17 protein-coding genes are annotated in these 15,497 nt (G+C 65.1%); 11 read left to right on the top strand and 6 right to left on the bottom strand.

Annotated elements, in window-relative coordinates:
* Window positions 1-213: 213 nt before the first annotated feature.
* From F3H41_RS04395 to mobB, 3 genes are read left to right on the top strand one after another with little or no spacing between them, the layout of a single operon-like run.
* On the top strand, window positions 214-1,134 hold the full coding sequence (locus F3H41_RS04395) for a DMT family transporter (protein ID WP_149737316.1): 921 nt from the start codon (window positions 214-216) through the stop codon (window positions 1,132-1,134).
* On the top strand, window positions 1,131-1,781 hold the full coding sequence (mobA, locus tag F3H41_RS04400) for a molybdenum cofactor guanylyltransferase MobA (RefSeq protein WP_280177032.1): 651 nt from the start codon (window positions 1,131-1,133) through the stop codon (window positions 1,779-1,781). Before F3H41_RS04395 ends, mobA begins: the two co-directional genes overlap by 4 nt.
* 8 nt (window positions 1,782-1,789) lie before the next feature.
* A complete protein-coding gene (mobB, locus tag F3H41_RS04405; protein WP_149737317.1) occupies window positions 1,790-2,356 on the top strand; it encodes a molybdopterin-guanine dinucleotide biosynthesis protein B in 567 nt (188 codons plus the stop codon).
* 60 nt (window positions 2,357-2,416) lie between these two features.
* On the opposite strand, the gene F3H41_RS04410 is transcribed toward mobB, so the two are convergent.
* Both F3H41_RS04410 and F3H41_RS04415 read right to left on the bottom strand, forming a co-directional pair.
* On the bottom strand, window positions 2,417-3,190 hold the full coding sequence (locus tag F3H41_RS04410; RefSeq protein WP_149737318.1) for a polysaccharide deacetylase family protein: 774 nt from the start codon (window positions 3,188-3,190) through the stop codon (window positions 2,417-2,419).
* A 101-nt stretch (window positions 3,191-3,291) separates the two neighbouring features.
* Window positions 3,292-5,544 (bottom strand): OmpA family protein, encoded by a 2,253-nt coding sequence (locus F3H41_RS04415; protein ID WP_149737319.1) that lies wholly within the window; start codon window positions 5,542-5,544, stop codon window positions 3,292-3,294.
* A gap of 391 nt (window positions 5,545-5,935) precedes the next feature.
* On the opposite strand from F3H41_RS04415, the gene F3H41_RS04420 reads away from it, so the two are divergent.
* The 7 genes from F3H41_RS04420 (at window position 5,936) to F3H41_RS04450 (ending at window position 11,457) form a co-directional block, all read left to right on the top strand.
* Window positions 5,936-6,718: an ABC transporter substrate-binding protein gene (locus tag F3H41_RS04420; protein ID WP_149737320.1), complete on the top strand. Its 783-nt coding sequence runs from the start codon at window positions 5,936-5,938 to the stop codon at window positions 6,716-6,718.
* A 178-nt stretch (window positions 6,719-6,896) separates the two neighbouring features.
* A complete protein-coding gene (locus tag F3H41_RS04425; protein ID WP_149737321.1) occupies window positions 6,897-7,700 on the top strand; it encodes an ABC transporter permease in 804 nt (267 codons plus the stop codon).
* Window positions 7,697-8,527: an ABC transporter permease gene (locus F3H41_RS04430; protein ID WP_149737322.1), complete on the top strand. Its 831-nt coding sequence runs from the start codon at window positions 7,697-7,699 to the stop codon at window positions 8,525-8,527. The genes F3H41_RS04425 and F3H41_RS04430 overlap by 4 nt, the downstream gene beginning before the upstream one ends.
* Window positions 8,528-8,780: 253 nt before the next feature.
* On the top strand, window positions 8,781-9,047 hold the full coding sequence (locus tag F3H41_RS04435) for an usg protein (RefSeq protein ID WP_149737323.1): 267 nt from the start codon (window positions 8,781-8,783) through the stop codon (window positions 9,045-9,047).
* Between the two features lie 104 nt (window positions 9,048-9,151).
* Entirely contained in the window at window positions 9,152-9,976 is an 825-nt protein-coding gene (locus tag F3H41_RS04440) for a class I SAM-dependent methyltransferase (RefSeq protein ID WP_149737324.1), read from the top strand.
* Window positions 9,977-10,011: 35 nt separating this feature from the next.
* Window positions 10,012-10,881, top strand: coding sequence for an NAD(P)-dependent oxidoreductase (locus F3H41_RS04445; protein WP_149737325.1), 870 nt, complete (start codon window positions 10,012-10,014; stop codon window positions 10,879-10,881).
* 294 nt (window positions 10,882-11,175) lie between these two features.
* Entirely contained in the window at window positions 11,176-11,457 is a 282-nt protein-coding gene (locus tag F3H41_RS04450; RefSeq protein ID WP_149737326.1) for a helix-turn-helix domain-containing protein, read from the top strand.
* Window positions 11,458-11,476: 19 nt separating this feature from the next.
* On the opposite strand, the gene F3H41_RS04455 is transcribed toward F3H41_RS04450, so the two are convergent.
* The 3 genes from F3H41_RS04455 to F3H41_RS04465 all read right to left on the bottom strand — a co-directional run bounded on the left by F3H41_RS04455 (window position 11,477) and on the right by F3H41_RS04465 (window position 13,294).
* Complete coding sequence (locus F3H41_RS04455) at window positions 11,477-11,965, bottom strand: Lrp/AsnC family transcriptional regulator (RefSeq protein WP_149737327.1); 489 nt, start codon at window positions 11,963-11,965, stop codon at window positions 11,477-11,479.
* 66 nt (window positions 11,966-12,031) lie between these two features.
* On the bottom strand, window positions 12,032-12,685 hold the full coding sequence (locus F3H41_RS04460; RefSeq protein ID WP_149737328.1) for a uracil-DNA glycosylase family protein: 654 nt from the start codon (window positions 12,683-12,685) through the stop codon (window positions 12,032-12,034).
* Between the two features lie 18 nt (window positions 12,686-12,703).
* Window positions 12,704-13,294: a thermonuclease family protein gene (locus F3H41_RS04465; protein WP_188129336.1), complete on the bottom strand. Its 591-nt coding sequence runs from the start codon at window positions 13,292-13,294 to the stop codon at window positions 12,704-12,706.
* Window positions 13,295-13,406: 112 nt separating this feature from the next.
* Here F3H41_RS04465 and F3H41_RS04470 point away from each other — a divergent pair, with 112 nt between their 5' ends.
* A complete protein-coding gene (locus F3H41_RS04470; RefSeq protein ID WP_149737330.1) occupies window positions 13,407-14,933 on the top strand; it encodes a HAMP domain-containing sensor histidine kinase in 1,527 nt (508 codons plus the stop codon).
* Between the two features lie 40 nt (window positions 14,934-14,973).
* Here F3H41_RS04470 and F3H41_RS04475 read toward each other — a convergent pair whose 3' ends face one another.
* Complete coding sequence (locus F3H41_RS04475) at window positions 14,974-15,363, bottom strand: diacylglycerol kinase (protein WP_348532478.1); 390 nt, start codon at window positions 15,361-15,363, stop codon at window positions 14,974-14,976.
* Window positions 15,364-15,497 lie beyond the last annotated feature (134 nt).

A 15,497-nucleotide genomic window follows, 5' to 3' on the forward strand; every position in this document is an offset into this window, starting at 1 on the left:
TTTAAATATTCACTTACTGACGCACTGCAACAAGTCGTGACAGCGGCGCGCAGGACAAGGGAACGCGAAGGCCGATGGAACGGGCGGCAACCCGCGAATTCTGGCGAGGCAGGCTTTTCAATCGAACGCCGTGCTATATGACGGAGCCATGACCGCAGCGGCAGCTGTCCGGCAGGAGGCCGGGCGCCGCGCCAGATGAACGCCGGAACCCGAATGCCCGCCGCCGCCCCCCTTTCCGCCAATGTCAAAGGCGTCATCTTCATGGCACTCGCCATGGCCGGCTTCAGCATGAACGATGCGCTGGTGAAATCGGTGACCGGCGAGATGGGCACCGCCCAGATCATGTTCCTGCGCGGGTTGATGACCTCCGTGCTTGTCATTGCGCTGGCCTGGCAGTTTGGTGCGCTGCGGCCGGGCCGCATTGCCCTGACACCGGTACTGGCGCTGCGCATCTTCGCGGAAGTCGGCGCCTCCCTCACCTATATCAGCGCGCTCGGGCAGATCCCGCTCGCCAATGCCGCCGCCATCCTGCAGGCTTTGCCATTGGCGGTCACGCTCGGGGCCGCGCTGTTCCTCGGCGAACCCGTCGGCTGGCGGCGCTGGATGGCCATCGTCGTCGGCTTCATCGGCGTGCTGATCGTGCTGAGGCCCGGCCCGGAAGGCTTCACGCCGGCCGCCCTCAGCGTCGTCGCCTGCGTCGTCTTCGCCGCCATCCGTGATCTGTGCACGCGCCGCATCGCCCGCGAAGTGCCCTCGCTCTTCATCACCGTGCTGACCTCGGTCGTCATCACGCTGGTCGGCGCTGCCCTGATCGGTCCCACCGGCGGCTGGCGGCCCGTCGGGCCCGAAAGCCTCGCGCATCTCGCCGGCGCGAGCTTCCTGCTGCTGATCGGCTACCAGTGCATTGTGCTCGCCATGCGCAACGGCGAAATCTCCTTTGTCGCGCCGTTCCGCTATACCAGCCTCATCTGGTCGATCGGGCTTGGCCTTATCTTCTTTGCGGAAGTGCCGGATGTCTGGATGGTCACCGGCATCCTCGTCATCGTCGGCTCGGGCCTCTACACCTTCTACCGGGAAAACCGCCGCCGCGTCGCCGCCATCGCGCAAACCTCCGAGCCGGGGACGCCGAAGTGAGCGGCAAGCACACCATCCCCGCGGTGGTCCTCGCCGGTGGCCTCTCGCGCCGCATGGGCACGGACAAGGCGACCGTCCTGCTCGCCGGCCGGCCCCTGCTTGCCCACATTCTCGCCCGTCTCGCGCCGCAAGCCTCGCCGCTCGCCATCAACCGGCCGGACATGACGGGAATCGCCCCGCCCGCAGATCCGCACGAGCTCGCGCCCCATCACCTCCCCGACCGCATAGTCGGCCGCCCCGGCCCGTTGGCCGGTGTCCACGCGGCCATGCTCTTCGCCCGCGAGATCGGCGCGCCGAGCATCCTGACCACGCCGATCGACGCCCCCTTCATCCCGATAGACCTCGCCGCCCGCCTCGCCGCCGCCCGCGACACCGCCGCCGACCCGGACCGCACCGTCATCGTTTCTGAAAGCGCGGGGCGCCTCCACCCGGTCGCAGCCCTCTGGCCCGCCGCCCTTGTCGAAAGCCTCGCCGATTTCGTCGCAACGGATGAAAAACGCCGCGTCACCGGATTCCTTGCCGGCCTCGACACCGTCACCGTGGCCTTTCCCGTGACGGAAACGCCGGCAGGTCCGCTCGATCCTTTCTTCAACATCAACACGCCGGAGGATCTGGCAACCGCCGCCCGCCTCCTGCCCTACACCTGACAAGAGCGATGAACGAGACAGACAGAAAGCCGCCGATCGTCGGCATTGCCGGCTGGAAGAACTCCGGCAAGACGGGCCTCACCGTCCGTCTCGTGGCCGAACTCACCGCCCGCGGCCACCGCGTGTCGACCGTCAAGCATGCCCACCACGATTTCGACATCGACAAGGTCGGCGCCGACAGCTTCCGCCACCGCGAGGCCGGCGCCCACGAGGTCACCATCGTTTCCGGCACCCGCTTTGCGATCATGCACGAGCTGCGCGGCGCCCCTGAACCGGGCTTCGAGGAAATCCTGTCCCGCCTCGCCCCCTGCGACATCGTCATCGTCGAAGGCTACAAGCGCGAGCCCATTCCGAAGATCGAGGCCCGCCGGCTGGAGGCCGCCAACCGCACCCCGCTCGCCCCCTCCGACCCCCACATCGTCGCCATCGCCGCCGACCATGAGGTCACCGACACCACGCTCCCGGTCTTCGACCTCGACGATACCCGCGCGCTCGCCGATTTCGTGCAGCGCATTGCGGGGATCGGCGATGATTCGCGACGTGAGCAAACGGGTGGAAGGGATTCTGCGGGTTAGGGTTTTGATGTACTGAGGGCAGAGGGGGGTGTCCCACACGGCGCCCTATCCAAGCCCCCGCTAATCCGTCGTCCCGTCCGTCCCCCGCGCGCCGGCATCCTGAAGCCGCACGAACCTGTAGCCGCGCGCTTTCAGATCAAGAATGCCGCGCACCACGCCGGCGCCGGCCTCCCGGCCGGGCTGGTTGAGATGCGCGATGATCACGTCGCCATCCTTCGCCTTCGAGAAGGCCCGCTCGGCGGCAACGGCCCCGAGCATCGCGCCGCCATCGCCATTGATCGAAAAGCCCGCGACCGTCAGCCCAAGCCGGCGGATGTCCGCAATGGCGGAAGGCGAATATTTGGCCGTGGCGCCGCGAAACCAGCGGGGGGCGGCAAGGCCGCTCGCGGCAATCGCGCTTGCCCCGCCCGTCACCTCGCTCTCGACGGCCACCGCACTGCCGGCCGCCGCAATGCCGTAGACCTTGAGGGGACGATCGACCGCCGGAACATGTTCGGCACCGTGATCCTCGACTTCGAAGAGATCGGGGTGGGCAGCAAAGAGCGCCGCGGTTGGCGCATTGTTCCGCAGCCAGCGGGCCGTGACGAAGATGGTCGCCGGGATGCGGTTGTCGATCAGTGTCGCAAGAATGCGCGCGTCCGTCTTGCCCATGCAGGCATCGAAGGTCAGCGCCACTCGCGGCGCATCCTTCGACGCTTCCGCCATGCGCAGATGCAGCCGAGGCTCGACCAGGCCATCCTGCCCGGCCTTGGCGAAGGGCACCGCCAGCGGCGCACAGGAGACAATCAGCGCAAGCGCGATGCCGGCACGACGGGAAACGGCGGAAAGCAGCATGGAAAAGGACCGTAAAAGAGAACCGGCCCGCGGGACAGCGGGCCGGTTTATCAGATCGCCTAGCACTGTGGCGGCAGCATGTCAGGCCGCCACGCCAAGCATCAGTTCGCCTGGGCGACCGGGCGCACCAGCGGCGTGACACGGCGGATGGTCACGCGGCGGTTCTGCTGCTCCGCCGACTGCGTGCGCACCTTCAGGAAGCGCTCGCCGTAGCCTTGCGTCACGAGGTTTTCCGGCGGGATGCCGTAGACTTCGGTGAGGAGCACGGCGACGCTTTCGGCGCGCTTGTCGGACAGGATCAGGTTCGACTGGTCCGAACCCACCGCATCCGTGTGACCTTCGATGAAGAAGGTCTCGCCCGGATCCTTCTCAAGGATCTGGTTCATGGCATCGGCCACCTTGCGCATGGTCTTGGCCTGCGTCATCGAGACCTCGGCACTGCCCGTCGCGAAGGTGATCGTATCGAGGTCGATACGGCGTACCTTGTCGCGAAGACGCGCGGAGGTACGGACTTCATCGATCGTGTAGACGCGCTCGACGCGCTCCACCGGCGGCTCGGAGAGGAACTCGTAGTAATCCCGATCCGGCTCTTCCGAATAATCGACGATGTAATCCCGCACGGGAATGCGAAGACGCATCGGCGGCAGCTCGTAGCCGACGTCCACCAGTTGCGGGCGGCGCGGACCCTCATCGGCCTCCGGCGCATAGACCAGCAGATATTCCTCGCCGTCCCGGCCGATGCGCGAGCGCTGGATCACGTCGCCGTACCGATTGTAGACGGTGACGATCTGCACGCCGTTCTCGCGCACGATCGTCTCGCGGGTGCGGCCACGCGACAACTCGTCGTAATAGACCTCCTCGGCATCACGGCGCAGTCGCGGACGCTCGTCACCGCGAACAATGATTCGGTCGCCGACGGCCAGAACCGTGCGGTTGTCGATCTGCTGCTCGACCCGGACCTGCGTCACCTCGTTGTTGATGACCGTGTTGTTGTTGTTGTTGTTCACAACCGTGTTGTTCGTGGTGTTGTTCACCTCGGTATTGTTGGTCGTGTTGTTGATCACCGTATTGTTGATGATGGTGTTGTTGACGATGTTGGTCGTCTGCGGCACCGCAAACTGCGGGGCCTCCTGCACACGCGTGCCCTCTTCCGTCAGGCGCGCCTTGACGGTTGCAGGATCGACGGTCTGGCCTTCCTGCACAAGGGCGGCCTGCGCATCCGCATCGGTCGTCGGCGGCGGAGCCTGCTCCTGCGCCTGGATTTCCTGCCGCAGGGCCCGGCGCTGCTCGCGCGCCGCCTGGCCGCCCTGAAGATCGGCATCCTTGTCACTGTCGAGCACCGCCGCACCATTTTCGACCGGCAGCACGATCGTCTCGTTGGTCGAAGCCGGATCGGCGGCGATCTGCTGTTTCTGCTCTTCGCTCTGGTTGTCGACGACAGGCTCGACCGGCTGCGCTGCGGGCTGCTCGGCCTGCTGCTCCGCCGGCGGCTGCTGGGCGGGATCGGCCGGCTGCTGCGCCTGATCCGTCACCGGAGGCTGCTCGGCGGGTTGCTGGGCTTGGTCTGCTGGAGGCTGCTGCGCGGGGTCGGCAGGCTGCTCAGCCTGATCCGTGACCGGCGGCTGCCCCTGATCCGGCGTGGACGGCTGCTGCGCCTGATCGGGCGCCGGGGCCGGAACCGGGCAATCGGCCGGGCGCTCTGCCCCCTCCGGCACGGCGCAGGGATCGGCCGTCTGCTGCTGTTGCTGCTGCTGGGCCTCTTCGGCAGCCTGACGCTGCTGCTCTTCAGCGGCCTGCTGCTCGGCCTGGCGCTTGGCCTCTTCCTCGGCAGCCTGGCGCTGCTGTTCTTCAGCCGCCTGCTGCTCGGCCTGGCGCTGGGCCTCCTGCTCGGCCGCCTGACGCTGCTGCTCTTCGGCGGCCTGTTGCTCCGCCTGGCGCTTGGCTTCTTCCTCGGCCGCCTGACGCTGCTGTTCTTCCGCCGCCTGCTGCTCGGCCTGGCGCTTGGCTTCTTCCTCGGCCGCCTGACGCTGCTGCTCTTCCGCCGCCTGCTGCTCGGCCTGGCGCTTCGCCTCTTCCTCGGCAGCCTGACGCTGCTGCTCCTCCGCGGCCTGCTGCTCGGCCTGGCGCTTGGCCTCTTCCTCGGCAGCCTGCTGTTCGGCTTGCCGCTTGGCTTCCTCCTGCTGCTGGAGAAGCAGAAGCTCCTCCTGCGAGGGACCGCCCTCGGCCGGCTGCTCTTCGGCCTGAGCCACCTCGAAGGAGCGCATGAGATTCTCGGCCATCGCCGGCGGAACGGCGACGGACAAGGCCAGCCACGGCATCGCCACGGTCGCAAACAGCTTGCTACGATAGGTCATTCTGTTTCCTCTCGATTCGTGTCTGGCCGTTCTTCCCGCAGGAAGCCGGCCTTTTTTCGTCCGCGCTCGCCAAAGGCGCGCAGCGGGGCAGATCAGGGTGTCGCACGCGGCATCGTCGTGCGGCGCGAACCCAGCTTCAGGGCTGCAAGGGGTAGCGATCCCGCGCTTAACCTCGGCTGAACGTAGCGTTCATCTTTCATTCGCAAAGGGGCCGGCCGCTCTTTCTCAAGGCGGCGCCCGCCATTGTCATCCTCAAAGGGACTACGCTCATTTTTGAGTTGATTTCGGCCCGGCAGGCGTAGAAGTATCGGCACGGGCAGCGAAAAAAATGCGCGCCTGCGGGCTCGGGGAGGAATGATTGTCTCCGATGCCGACAACATAGGGGAATTTTATGCGTATCTTCGCACGATTGGCCGGCGCCGCCACGGTCGCCATCCTCGCTCTTTCGGCAGGCTCCGCCCTTGCCGATGGCGAGAAGATCATCATGGGCACGGAAGGCGCCTACCCGCCCTTCAACAATCTGGAAGCCGACGGCTCGCTCACCGGTTTCGACATCGACATCGCCAAAGCGCTCTGCGCCGAGATGAAGGCCGAATGCACCTTCGTCACCCAGGAGTGGGATGGCGCGATCCCGGCGCTAAACGCCAAGAAGTTCGACGCCTTCATCGCCTCCATGTCGATCACCGCCGAGCGCAAGGAGAAGGTCGACTTCACCAAGAAGTACTACAACACGCCGCCGGCCATCGCCGTGCCGAAGGATTCGCCGATCACGGAAGCGACCGAGGCGGCGCTTGCCGGCAAGGCCCTTGGCGCCCAGTCCTCCACCACCCATTCCAACTATGCCGAAGCGCATATGAAGGGCGCCGAGCTCAAGCTTTACCCGACCGCCGACGAATACAAGCTCGACATCGCCAACGGCCGCATCGATGCCGTCATCGACGACGTCGTGGTGCTCTCCGAATGGCTGAAGACCGACGACGGCACCTGCTGCAAGCTGCTCGGCACGCTGCCCGTCGATCCCGTCATCAATGGCGAAGGTGCCGGCATTGCGCTGCGCAAGGGTGACGACGCCCTGCGCGAAAAGCTCAATGCCGCCATCGACGCCATCCGCGCCAATGGCAAGTACAAGGAAATCAACGCCAAATACTTCGATTTCGACGTTTACGGCGGCTGATGCCCTTCAACTGAGATGGGGATGCGCGGCGCAAGGCTCACGCGGCGCATCCCGGCACCTTGCAAACACTGCAAAAACAACGACAAGAACAGCCGGCCGAAGGCGCCGCACACCGAAAGACCCCGCTGGGGCCGAATGGTGCGACGCCAAAGCGACAGGCTGAGGGGAAAAATCCGGCATGAGCGGTCTTTTTGCCGCCATCTCATCCGCGATCGGATGGGTCCTGTCCATCATCGATCCGTTCTGCGGACCGCTCGGCGTCTTCACCTGGCTGGCGGGCGGCTCGCTGCTGGCCTGCGGCGATACGGGCTGGGGCGACGAGATCGCGCAAGGTTTTCTCGTGACGGCAAGCCTTGCCATCGCCACCCTGCCGCTCGGCCTTGCCATGGGCTTCTTCGTCGCGCTTGCCAAGCGCTCCGCCGAGCCGCAACTGCGCCTCGCCGCCAATATCTACACCACCATCTTTCGCGGCCTGCCAGAGCTTTTGACGCTCTTCATCGTCTATTACGGCCTGCAGATCCTCGTGCAGCAGGCGCTGGCAGCGATCGGCTATGAGGGTCCGATCGAGATCAACACCTTTGCCGCCGGCATGATCGCGCTCGGCGTTGTGTTCTCCGCCTACTGCTCGGAGGTGCTGCAATCGGCCTTTCAGGCCATTCCGCGCGGCCAGTACGAAGCGGGCGCTGCGCTCGGTCTTCGCCCCGGCCAGACCATGCGCAAGATCATCCTGCCGCAGTTGGTCCGCATCGCGCTGCCCGGCCTCGGCAATCTCTGGATGGCGCTCTTGAAGGATACCGCGCTCGTCTCGGTCATTGGCCTTTCCGACATCCTGCGCCAGACCGGCATCGCGGCCCGCGTCACCAAGCAGGCCTTCGAATTCTTCGGGATCGCCTGCCTGCTCTTCCTCGTGCTGGCGCTGATCTCCTCCATCGTCTTCGCCGCCATCGAGCGCCGCTTCAATCGCTCGGAGGTGCGCCGATGAGCCACGTCACCACCCTCATCCCGCCCTCCCCGCCGCCACCGGCCGAAGCGCGGCCCTATACGCTGCAGCGCTTCCTTGGCTCCGTCACCCTCGGCATTTGGCTTGCCCTCTCGGTCGGTCTCTTCCTCACCATCGTCAACGGCTGGGATCCGGAGAAATTCGCCAGATACGGCCCGAACTTTCTCTCCGGCCTCGGCGTCACGCTGACGCTGGTCGGCTCCTCGATCGTACTCGGCGCGCTGCTCTCGCTGCCGATCGCCGCCGCCCGCATGTCGAACAACAAGTTCGCCTCCTGGGCGGCCTACATCTACATCTATCTCTTCCGCGGCACGCCGCTGATCACCCAGCTCTTCCTGATCTACTACGGCTTCGGCAGCTTCCGCCCGGAGTTGGAGGCGCTCGGGCTCTGGTGGTTCTTCCGTGATGCCTGGAACTGCGCCCTCTTCGCCTTCGTGCTCAACACCGCCGCCTACCAGGCCGAAATCCTGCGCGGCGCCATCAACTCCGTCCCGCGCGGCCAGCACGAAGGCGCCGCAGCCCTCGGCCTTTCGAAGCGCATCGCCTTTTACCGGATCATCCTGCCGCAGGCCATGATCGTGGCGCTGCGCCCCTACGGCAACGAGATCATCCTGATGATCAAGGGCTCCGCCATCGTCGCAATCGTCACCGTCTTCGACCTCATGGGCGAAACACGCCGCGCCTTCTCGCGCACCTTCGACTACCAGATGTACCTCTGGGCCGCCGTACTGTACCTGATGATGGTCGAGATCCTGCGCAACCTCTGGAACTGGCTGGAACAGCGCCTGACGCGGCATTTGAAGCGGTGAGGCAGTAGACAGTAGACAGTAGGCAGTAGGCAGTAGGCAGTAGGAACTGCTCAACGCGCGCTCTCCTTTGTCTAGCCCCTACTGCCTATTGGCGACTGCCTACCGCCTCACTCTCTGGCAGCACTCATCCCAGACCGCTGCCAACTCCTTGCTTTGCCACACAATTTTCCTTAGCCGGCTGCGATGTCAAGACTTGATTAACCAGAAAGGTTTTTCATCATAGGGACCATCATTCACCAAGATGAGGTCCAGCATGACGAACGAAATGGCGCTTCAGCTCAAGGGTTACGGCCTGACGACGGCCCAGATCCTCTACCGGATGCCCGACCACCCCTCCCTCCTGCAATCCTATGTCTGGCAGCATTACGACATCGCGCCCGACTTCCCGGAAATGAAGAGTTTCCTGAAGTTCTGGCAGGAAAAGCTCGACGGTCCGCTGCACTCGGTGCGCTACACCCATCGCAAGCTGATTTCCGCCACGGAATGGCGGGCCCTCAAGGGAGAGATGATTCTCCACTGAGACGGCCCAACGAAACGGCCCGGCCGTTGCGGGACCACGCCGGCAGGCGCTCGCCCTCCCCGAAGCGCATTGCAATTGACCGGCGCGCGCCGTAAGACGCGGGCATGACCAAGAAGATCGACGAAGAGGCCCTCGCAGAGGCCTATAACCGGGCGCTGGCGCTCGAAAAGGCCGGCCGCGTGGATGAGGCGGTGGCCGCCTATCACGAGGTGCTCGCCATCGACCCCGACGACCACGGAGGCGCCGCCGTGCGCATTGCCTCCATGGGCCGGGGCGAGACGCCGATGAAGGCGCCCGACGCCTATGTCGAAACCCTCTTCGACCAGCATGCCGAAGTCTTCGACGACGTGCTTGTCGAGCAGCTCGGTTACTGTGTCCCGCTGATGGTGCGCCAGAAGCTCACCGATCTCGGCCTCGGACCCTTTGCCCGCGTGCTCGATCTCGGCTGCGGCACGGGCCTCACCGGCAGCGCCCTGCGCGACATGGCCGAGGACATCACCGGCATCGACCTTTCCGAAAACATGGTCGAACTCGCCCATGAAAAGGACGTCTACGAGACGCTCTATGTCGCCGAGGTCGTCGATTTCCTCGATGACAATGACGACGCGCCCTTCGATCTCGTCACCGCGACGGATGTGCTGCCCTATATGGGCGCGCTGGAGCCGCTCTTCTTCGGCGTCACCGACAATCTCAATCCCGGCGGCCTCTTCGTCTTCTCCAGCGAGACGCTGCCAGACGACACCATGGCCGGCCGCGGCTTCATGGTCGGCCCGCACCAGCGCTTCGCCCATGCTGGCACTTATGTGCGCGAGCGGCTGGCCGAAACCGGCTTCAGCCTCGTCGATATCGCCGACATCACCGTGCGCATGGAAGAGGGCGAACCGATCGCCGGTCACCTCGTCGTCGCGCGGCGCAACCCGGACGAATAGGGCCGGGTTTTTCTGAAAGGCAGAAGGGGGAACCCATGGCAAAGGTAGCGTTCATCGGTCTCGGCGTCATGGGCTTTCCCATGGCCGGCCATCTCAAGGTCAAGGGCGGCCACGACGTGACCGTCTACAACCGCACCGCCACTAAAGCGGAGGCCTGGGTCGCAAAATTCGGCGGCGCATCGGCCCCGACCCCGGCAGATGCCGCCCGCGATGCCGATTTTGTCTTCACCTGCGTCGGCAATGACGATGACCTCCGGCAGGTCACGACAGGCGAAAACGGCGCCCTGTCTGCCATGAAGGCGGGCGCCATCCTCATCGACAACACCACCGCCTCGGCCGAAGTCGCCCGCGACCTCTTCGAGGCGGCGCACGCCAGAGGCATCGGCTTCATCGATGCCCCCGTCTCCGGCGGCCAGGCCGGCGCCGAGAACGGCGTGCTCACCGTCATGTGCGGCGGCGAGCCCGACGTCTTCGAGCGGGCAAAGCCGGTCATCGATGCCTTCGCCCGCATGGTCGGCCTGATGGGTCCGGCCGGCAGCGGCCAGCTCACCAAGATGGTCAACCAGATCTGCATCGCCGGCCTCGTGCAGGGCCTTGCCGAAGGCATCCATTTCGGCAAGCGCGCCGGCCTCGATATCGAAAAGGTCATCGAGGTCATCTCCAAGGGCGCCGCCGGCTCCTGGCAGATGGAAAATCGCCACAAGACCATGAACGAAGGCCGCTACGACTTCGGCTTTGCCGTCGACTGGATGCGCAAGGACCTCGGCATCGTGCTCGCCGAAGCCCGCGAAAACGGCGCCCGCCTCCCCGTCACCGCCCTCGTCGACCAGTTCTACGCCGACGTCCAGACGCTTGGCGGCAACCGCTGGGACACGTCCTCGCTGCTGGCCCGGCTGGAAAAGTAGGAGGCGGTCGAGCCTGCCTTGAGATCCGGCTTGCGTCCTATTCGGGGATCCGGCTTCAACACTCCGGTGACCGCGAATGCAATGCGCGCCGTTGATCGAGCGCCTTTACCAAGCCCCGTCATGCTCGGGCTCGACCTGAGCATCCACGCGGCCGCCATCACCGTGGCATGGATCCTCGGCTCGGTGGCCGAGGATGACGGCGGGTGTTGAACCTGCATGCCCACATCCCGCATTCCGGCAAGATCGTGATAAAGTGACCCCTACCGCGCTTCATATCGGTCAGAAGGGGTAATCATGGCGAAGAACGAGCCTATCGAGCTGCCCGCTGATAGCGGCGACGAATACGATTTCCCCGTCTCCCCGGAAGCGCTGGACCGCGGCCAGCGCGCCCGCCTCATCCGCCGGACGCGCAAGGCACTCGACCTGTCGCAGTCGGAATTCGCAACCCGCTTCCATGTGCCCGTCGGAACGCTGCGCGACTGGGAGCAGGCCCGAGCCACCGCGCCGGATTTTGCCGTCGCCTATGTCCGCCTCATTGCGCGCCATACCCAGATGGTGGCGGAGGCGGTTGCGTAACGCGCGGCGGCATCGGATCTCAATCCTCCGCCGACTTCGCCTGGTCCACCACCATGTAGTCCAGCGGCAGCTGCGTCGTGTACTTGATCTGCTCCATCGCGAAGGCCGAGGAGACGTCGCGGATCTCGATCTTGGCGATCAACCGCTTGTAGAAGGCGTCGTAGGCGGCAATGTCGGGCACGACGACACGCAGGAGATAATCGACATCGCCGCTCATGCGGTAGAACTCGACCACTTCCGGGAACTCGCCCACCACTTCCGAAAACCGCTTCAGCCATTCGATCGAATGGGCATTGGTGCGAATGGAAACGAAGACGGTGACCTTGGTATTGACCTTGCCGGGATCGAGCAGCGCCACGCGGCCGCGGATCACGCCATCCTCTTCCATCTTCTGGATGCGCCGCCAGCAGGGCGTGGTGGAAAGCCCCACCTTCTTGGCGAGATCGGCAACAGCGAGGGTGGAATCTTCCTGCAGAAGGCGCAGGATCTTGCGGTCGAGACGGTCCATTTCGTTCCCCAGCGATATAATTATTCTTCTATAAGCAGATTAATCGCCGGATGGAAGAATAATTTTTCACACCATCAGCAAGGCCACGCGCTGCCTCAGCTCCGGCAGCACCTCATCGGCAAACCACGGATTGCGATTGAGCCAGCCGCTGTTGCGCCAGCTCGGATGCGGCAGCGGGATGACGGAGGGGCCGCTGTTGCGGTCGAGATATTGGCGAAAGCGCCGCACGGTCTCCGTCATCGAGTCCGGACAGTCCGCCCCGATATGCCAGCGCTGCGCGTGATGGCCGATGGCGAGCACCAGCGAAATCTGCGGCATTGCGGCCATCACCTCGGATCGCCATAGCGGCGCACATTCCCGTCGCGGCGGCAGGTCGCCGCCATGCCTGTCATAGCCCGGAAAGCAGAAGCCCATGGGCACGATGGCGAAGCGGTCCGGATCGTAGAAGGTGTCGCGGTCGACCGAAAGCCAGGTGCGCAGCCGGTCGCCGGATGGGTCGTTGAAGGGCTGGCCGCTGTCATGGACGCGAATGCCCGGCGCCTGTCCTGCAATCAGGATACGCGCCTGCGACGAGAGCACAGCCACGGGCCGGGGCTCGTGCGGCAGTCGGTCTTCCGGCCCGCGCAGAGGCGCTTGGACACAGAGCCGGCAGGCCGCGATGCGCCGGCCGAGCGCCGTGAGCCGCGCATCCGCAGGGCCGGTGCCGCGTGCCTCATCCATGCTGCCTCACCCTTCCAGTCATCCTGCCTCCCCCGACAGCCATTGCCAGAGCGGCGCAAGCCACCCGCCCGGCAGATGCGGGCCCTCGTCGAGGCCGCCCTGGCGCAGGCGAAAATCGCGCGGCCGGTCGAAATCGCCGGACCAGATGCCGGCCCGTTCCGCCGCTGCAGCCCGCTCTTCCGCCACATAGGCACCAAAGGCGACCGCCATGCCCGAACGCACGAGCACCGCATTCAGATCCCGCCCCGCCGCATCGAAACACCGCCCGAGAGCCCGCCGGTAACGGTCCTCGCCTTCGAGATCGCAGGTTACAGTCTTGCCGTCGATGAGCGCGGTCAGGGCTGCGGTGGCCGCCCGGCCGCAATCGCGCGGCACCGTGTCGCGCCAGCACATTTGCCCGCGCTCCGGCGCATCGATGCCGAGAAGGCGCACCCGCCGTTCCCCAAAGGCGAGCGTATCGCCATCCACCACCCGCGCTGCGCCGACAAGCCGGCCACCCGTTCCGGGCGCCTGCTCCTTGACGGCCACGGCGACAAAGGCCAGCACGAGGCCGATCACGAGAGCGACATCACGCGCCCGGATACCCCGCAACCTGCCGGCACGTGCCATGTTCCATCTCTTTCGTGCTCTCATGCCGCAGTGCCGCGATCGATCCGTCAAGGCAGCAACTTCTTAAGCATTCGTCACTAGGCTGCAAGCTCAAGATCCAGCAAGACAGACCATGCCGCTCGCAACCTCGACCGACAAGAACATCGTCGACAAGTCGCGCCAGCCCCGTAACAAGGCTGTGAGCAAGACCGTGCGCGACACGCGCACGCGTCTTCAGTCCGGCTTTGGCGGCACCAGCGCCTTTCACCGCGAAATGCTGGAACTCTATCTGCATTCCGTGACGCAGAATGCACTCGCGGTTCCGGTGCTGCTGCTGACCGTCGCGGCCATGCTCGGCTACGTCACGAAGAACATTTACGTCGTGAGCTGGCTGGCACTCTCGCTCGCCGTCCATATGGTCACAGTGCTGATGGCGCGGCGGGCCGCCCGCACCGAGCTCAGTCCGCAACGCGCCATTCGCTGGCAATTCCTGTTCCTGGCGGCCTCCATGGCCATGGGCGTCTGCTGGGCGCTGTTCCTGAAGCTGGAGTGCACCACCTGCAACACCACCAGCTTTCAGCTCGCGCAGGCCACCGCCTTGCTGATCGCGCTCGCGACCATGGCCATGGGCGCCATGCTGTTGCGTGGCGGTCTGGTTGCGGGCTTCCTGCCGGTCGTGCTCATGCTGCTGATCACGGCTCTCGTCGATCCCACGCCCGCCAATGCTATCCTCAGCGGCCTCGTCACACTCGCGCTCGCCTTCCTCGCCTTCATGACCAACCGCATGCACAGCGCCAATCTGCGCATCCTCGCCATGCAGACGGAAAAGGATGATCTGATCGCCGAGCTGGAAGTCGCCAAATCCATGTCCGACGAGGCGCGCCGCCGCGCCGAGGAAGCAAACCTTGCCAAGTCGCGGTTTCTCGCCTCCATGTCCCACGAGCTGCGCACGCCGCTCAACGCCATCCTCGGCTTTTCCGAGGTCATGGCCACCGAGGTTCTGGGCCCCCTCAACAACCCGACCTACAAGGAATATGCGGACGACATCCATCGCTCCGGCCAGCACCTGCTCAACCTCATCAACGAGATTCTCGATCTTTCGCGCATCGAGGCGGGCCGCTATGAGCTGAACGAGGATGCGCTGCACCTCGTCGAGGTCGCGGAAGACTGCATCGGGATGGTCCAGTTGAAGGCCCGCTCCAAGAACATCTCGATCCGTCAGCAGTTCGAGGAAAACATGCCGTCCGTCTGGGCGGATGAAAAGGCCATTCGCCAGGTCACGCTGAACCTCTTGTCGAACGCGGTGAAATTCACCCCCTCCGGCGGCCAGATCACCGTCAAGGCGGGCTGGACGGCTACGGGCGGTCAGTATGTCTCGATCCGCGACAATGGCCCCGGCATCCCCGAGGAAGAGATTCCCGTCGTGCTCTCCGCCTTCGGCCAGGGATCGATCGCCATCAAGAGCGCCGAACAGGGCACGGGCCTCGGCCTGCCGATCGTTCAGGCCATTCTCGCCAAGCACGAGGGACAGTTCATCCTGCGCTCCAAGCTGCGCGAAGGCACCGAAGCCATCGCCATTCTCCCGGCAAAACGCGTTCTGGACGCGCCACGCACTGCGCAGTCGGCACCGGTGGAACGCAGGCAGCGCGCCCGCGCCTGAGGCAGGCACACCGGCCGCCGGGAAGGATGGGCGGAAGCTCTCACCCAGCCATCAGAGGCGTATAGATCACCACATAGGCGGCATAGACGCCGTTGGCGACGATCAGGCACAGGCACGCCAGCGAGCCAAGGTCCTTGGCATTGCGGCCCATATCGGAAATTTCAGGAGAGACGCGATCGACGATCTCCTCGATCGCCGTGTTGAGCGCCTCGAAGGCGATCATCAGCAGGAAGAGGATGGCCATCGCCACATACTGGAAGAAGGTTGCCCCCACGAGCACGAAGAGCACGGTGATGACGCCGATCGCCGTCAACTCGTGCCGGAAGGCCGATTCGCCGATAAGCCGCTTGGCGCCGCCGAAGGAATAGGTGGCGGCAGCGAAGAAGTGGCTGATGCCGGTCTTCTTCTTGATCGGCCCCGGCTTTGTCATGCTCGCTTCGCCTCCTGCCGCCATGCGGGGTCTTCCTCTCCGTATTCTGTCGGTGGGCACGCGTTCTGTCGCACGCGCCTCAATCCGCCGTCGCTACCTATGCGACGAACGCGCGAGCTTCAAGACCCGCCATT

This window comes from Rhizobium sp. RU20A (genome assembly GCF_900155885.1).
GTDB lineage: Bacteria > Pseudomonadota > Alphaproteobacteria > Rhizobiales > Rhizobiaceae > RU20A.

Excerpts from the sequence above, each read along its gene's own strand:
- F3H41_RS04395 (WP_149737316.1), top strand. The coding sequence starts at position 214 with ATGCCCGCCGCCGCCCCCCTTTCCGCCAATGTCAAAGGCGTCATCTTC.
- mobB (WP_149737317.1), top strand. The coding sequence starts at position 1,790 with ATGAACGAGACAGACAGAAAGCCGCCGATCGTCGGCATTGCCGGCTGG.
- F3H41_RS04410 (WP_149737318.1), bottom strand. The coding sequence starts at position 3,190 with ATGCTGCTTTCCGCCGTTTCCCGTCGTGCCGGCATCGCGCTTGCGCTG.
- F3H41_RS04415 (WP_149737319.1), bottom strand. The coding sequence starts at position 5,544 with ATGACCTATCGTAGCAAGCTGTTTGCGACCGTGGCGATGCCGTGGCTG.
- F3H41_RS04420 (WP_149737320.1), top strand. The coding sequence starts at position 5,936 with ATGCGTATCTTCGCACGATTGGCCGGCGCCGCCACGGTCGCCATCCTC.
- F3H41_RS04425 (WP_149737321.1), top strand. The coding sequence starts at position 6,897 with ATGAGCGGTCTTTTTGCCGCCATCTCATCCGCGATCGGATGGGTCCTG.
- F3H41_RS04430 (WP_149737322.1), top strand. The coding sequence starts at position 7,697 with ATGAGCCACGTCACCACCCTCATCCCGCCCTCCCCGCCGCCACCGGCC.
- F3H41_RS04435 (WP_149737323.1), top strand. The coding sequence starts at position 8,781 with ATGACGAACGAAATGGCGCTTCAGCTCAAGGGTTACGGCCTGACGACG.
- F3H41_RS04440 (WP_149737324.1), top strand. The coding sequence starts at position 9,152 with ATGACCAAGAAGATCGACGAAGAGGCCCTCGCAGAGGCCTATAACCGG.
- F3H41_RS04445 (WP_149737325.1), top strand. The coding sequence starts at position 10,012 with ATGGCAAAGGTAGCGTTCATCGGTCTCGGCGTCATGGGCTTTCCCATG.
- F3H41_RS04450 (WP_149737326.1), top strand. The coding sequence starts at position 11,176 with ATGGCGAAGAACGAGCCTATCGAGCTGCCCGCTGATAGCGGCGACGAA.
- F3H41_RS04455 (WP_149737327.1), bottom strand. The coding sequence starts at position 11,965 with ATGGACCGTCTCGACCGCAAGATCCTGCGCCTTCTGCAGGAAGATTCC.
- F3H41_RS04460 (WP_149737328.1), bottom strand. The coding sequence starts at position 12,685 with ATGGATGAGGCACGCGGCACCGGCCCTGCGGATGCGCGGCTCACGGCG.
- F3H41_RS04465 (WP_188129336.1), bottom strand. The coding sequence starts at position 13,294 with ATGGCACGTGCCGGCAGGTTGCGGGGTATCCGGGCGCGTGATGTCGCT.
- F3H41_RS04470 (WP_149737330.1), top strand. The coding sequence starts at position 13,407 with ATGCCGCTCGCAACCTCGACCGACAAGAACATCGTCGACAAGTCGCGC.
- F3H41_RS04475 (WP_348532478.1), bottom strand. The coding sequence starts at position 15,363 with ATGACAAAGCCGGGGCCGATCAAGAAGAAGACCGGCATCAGCCACTTC.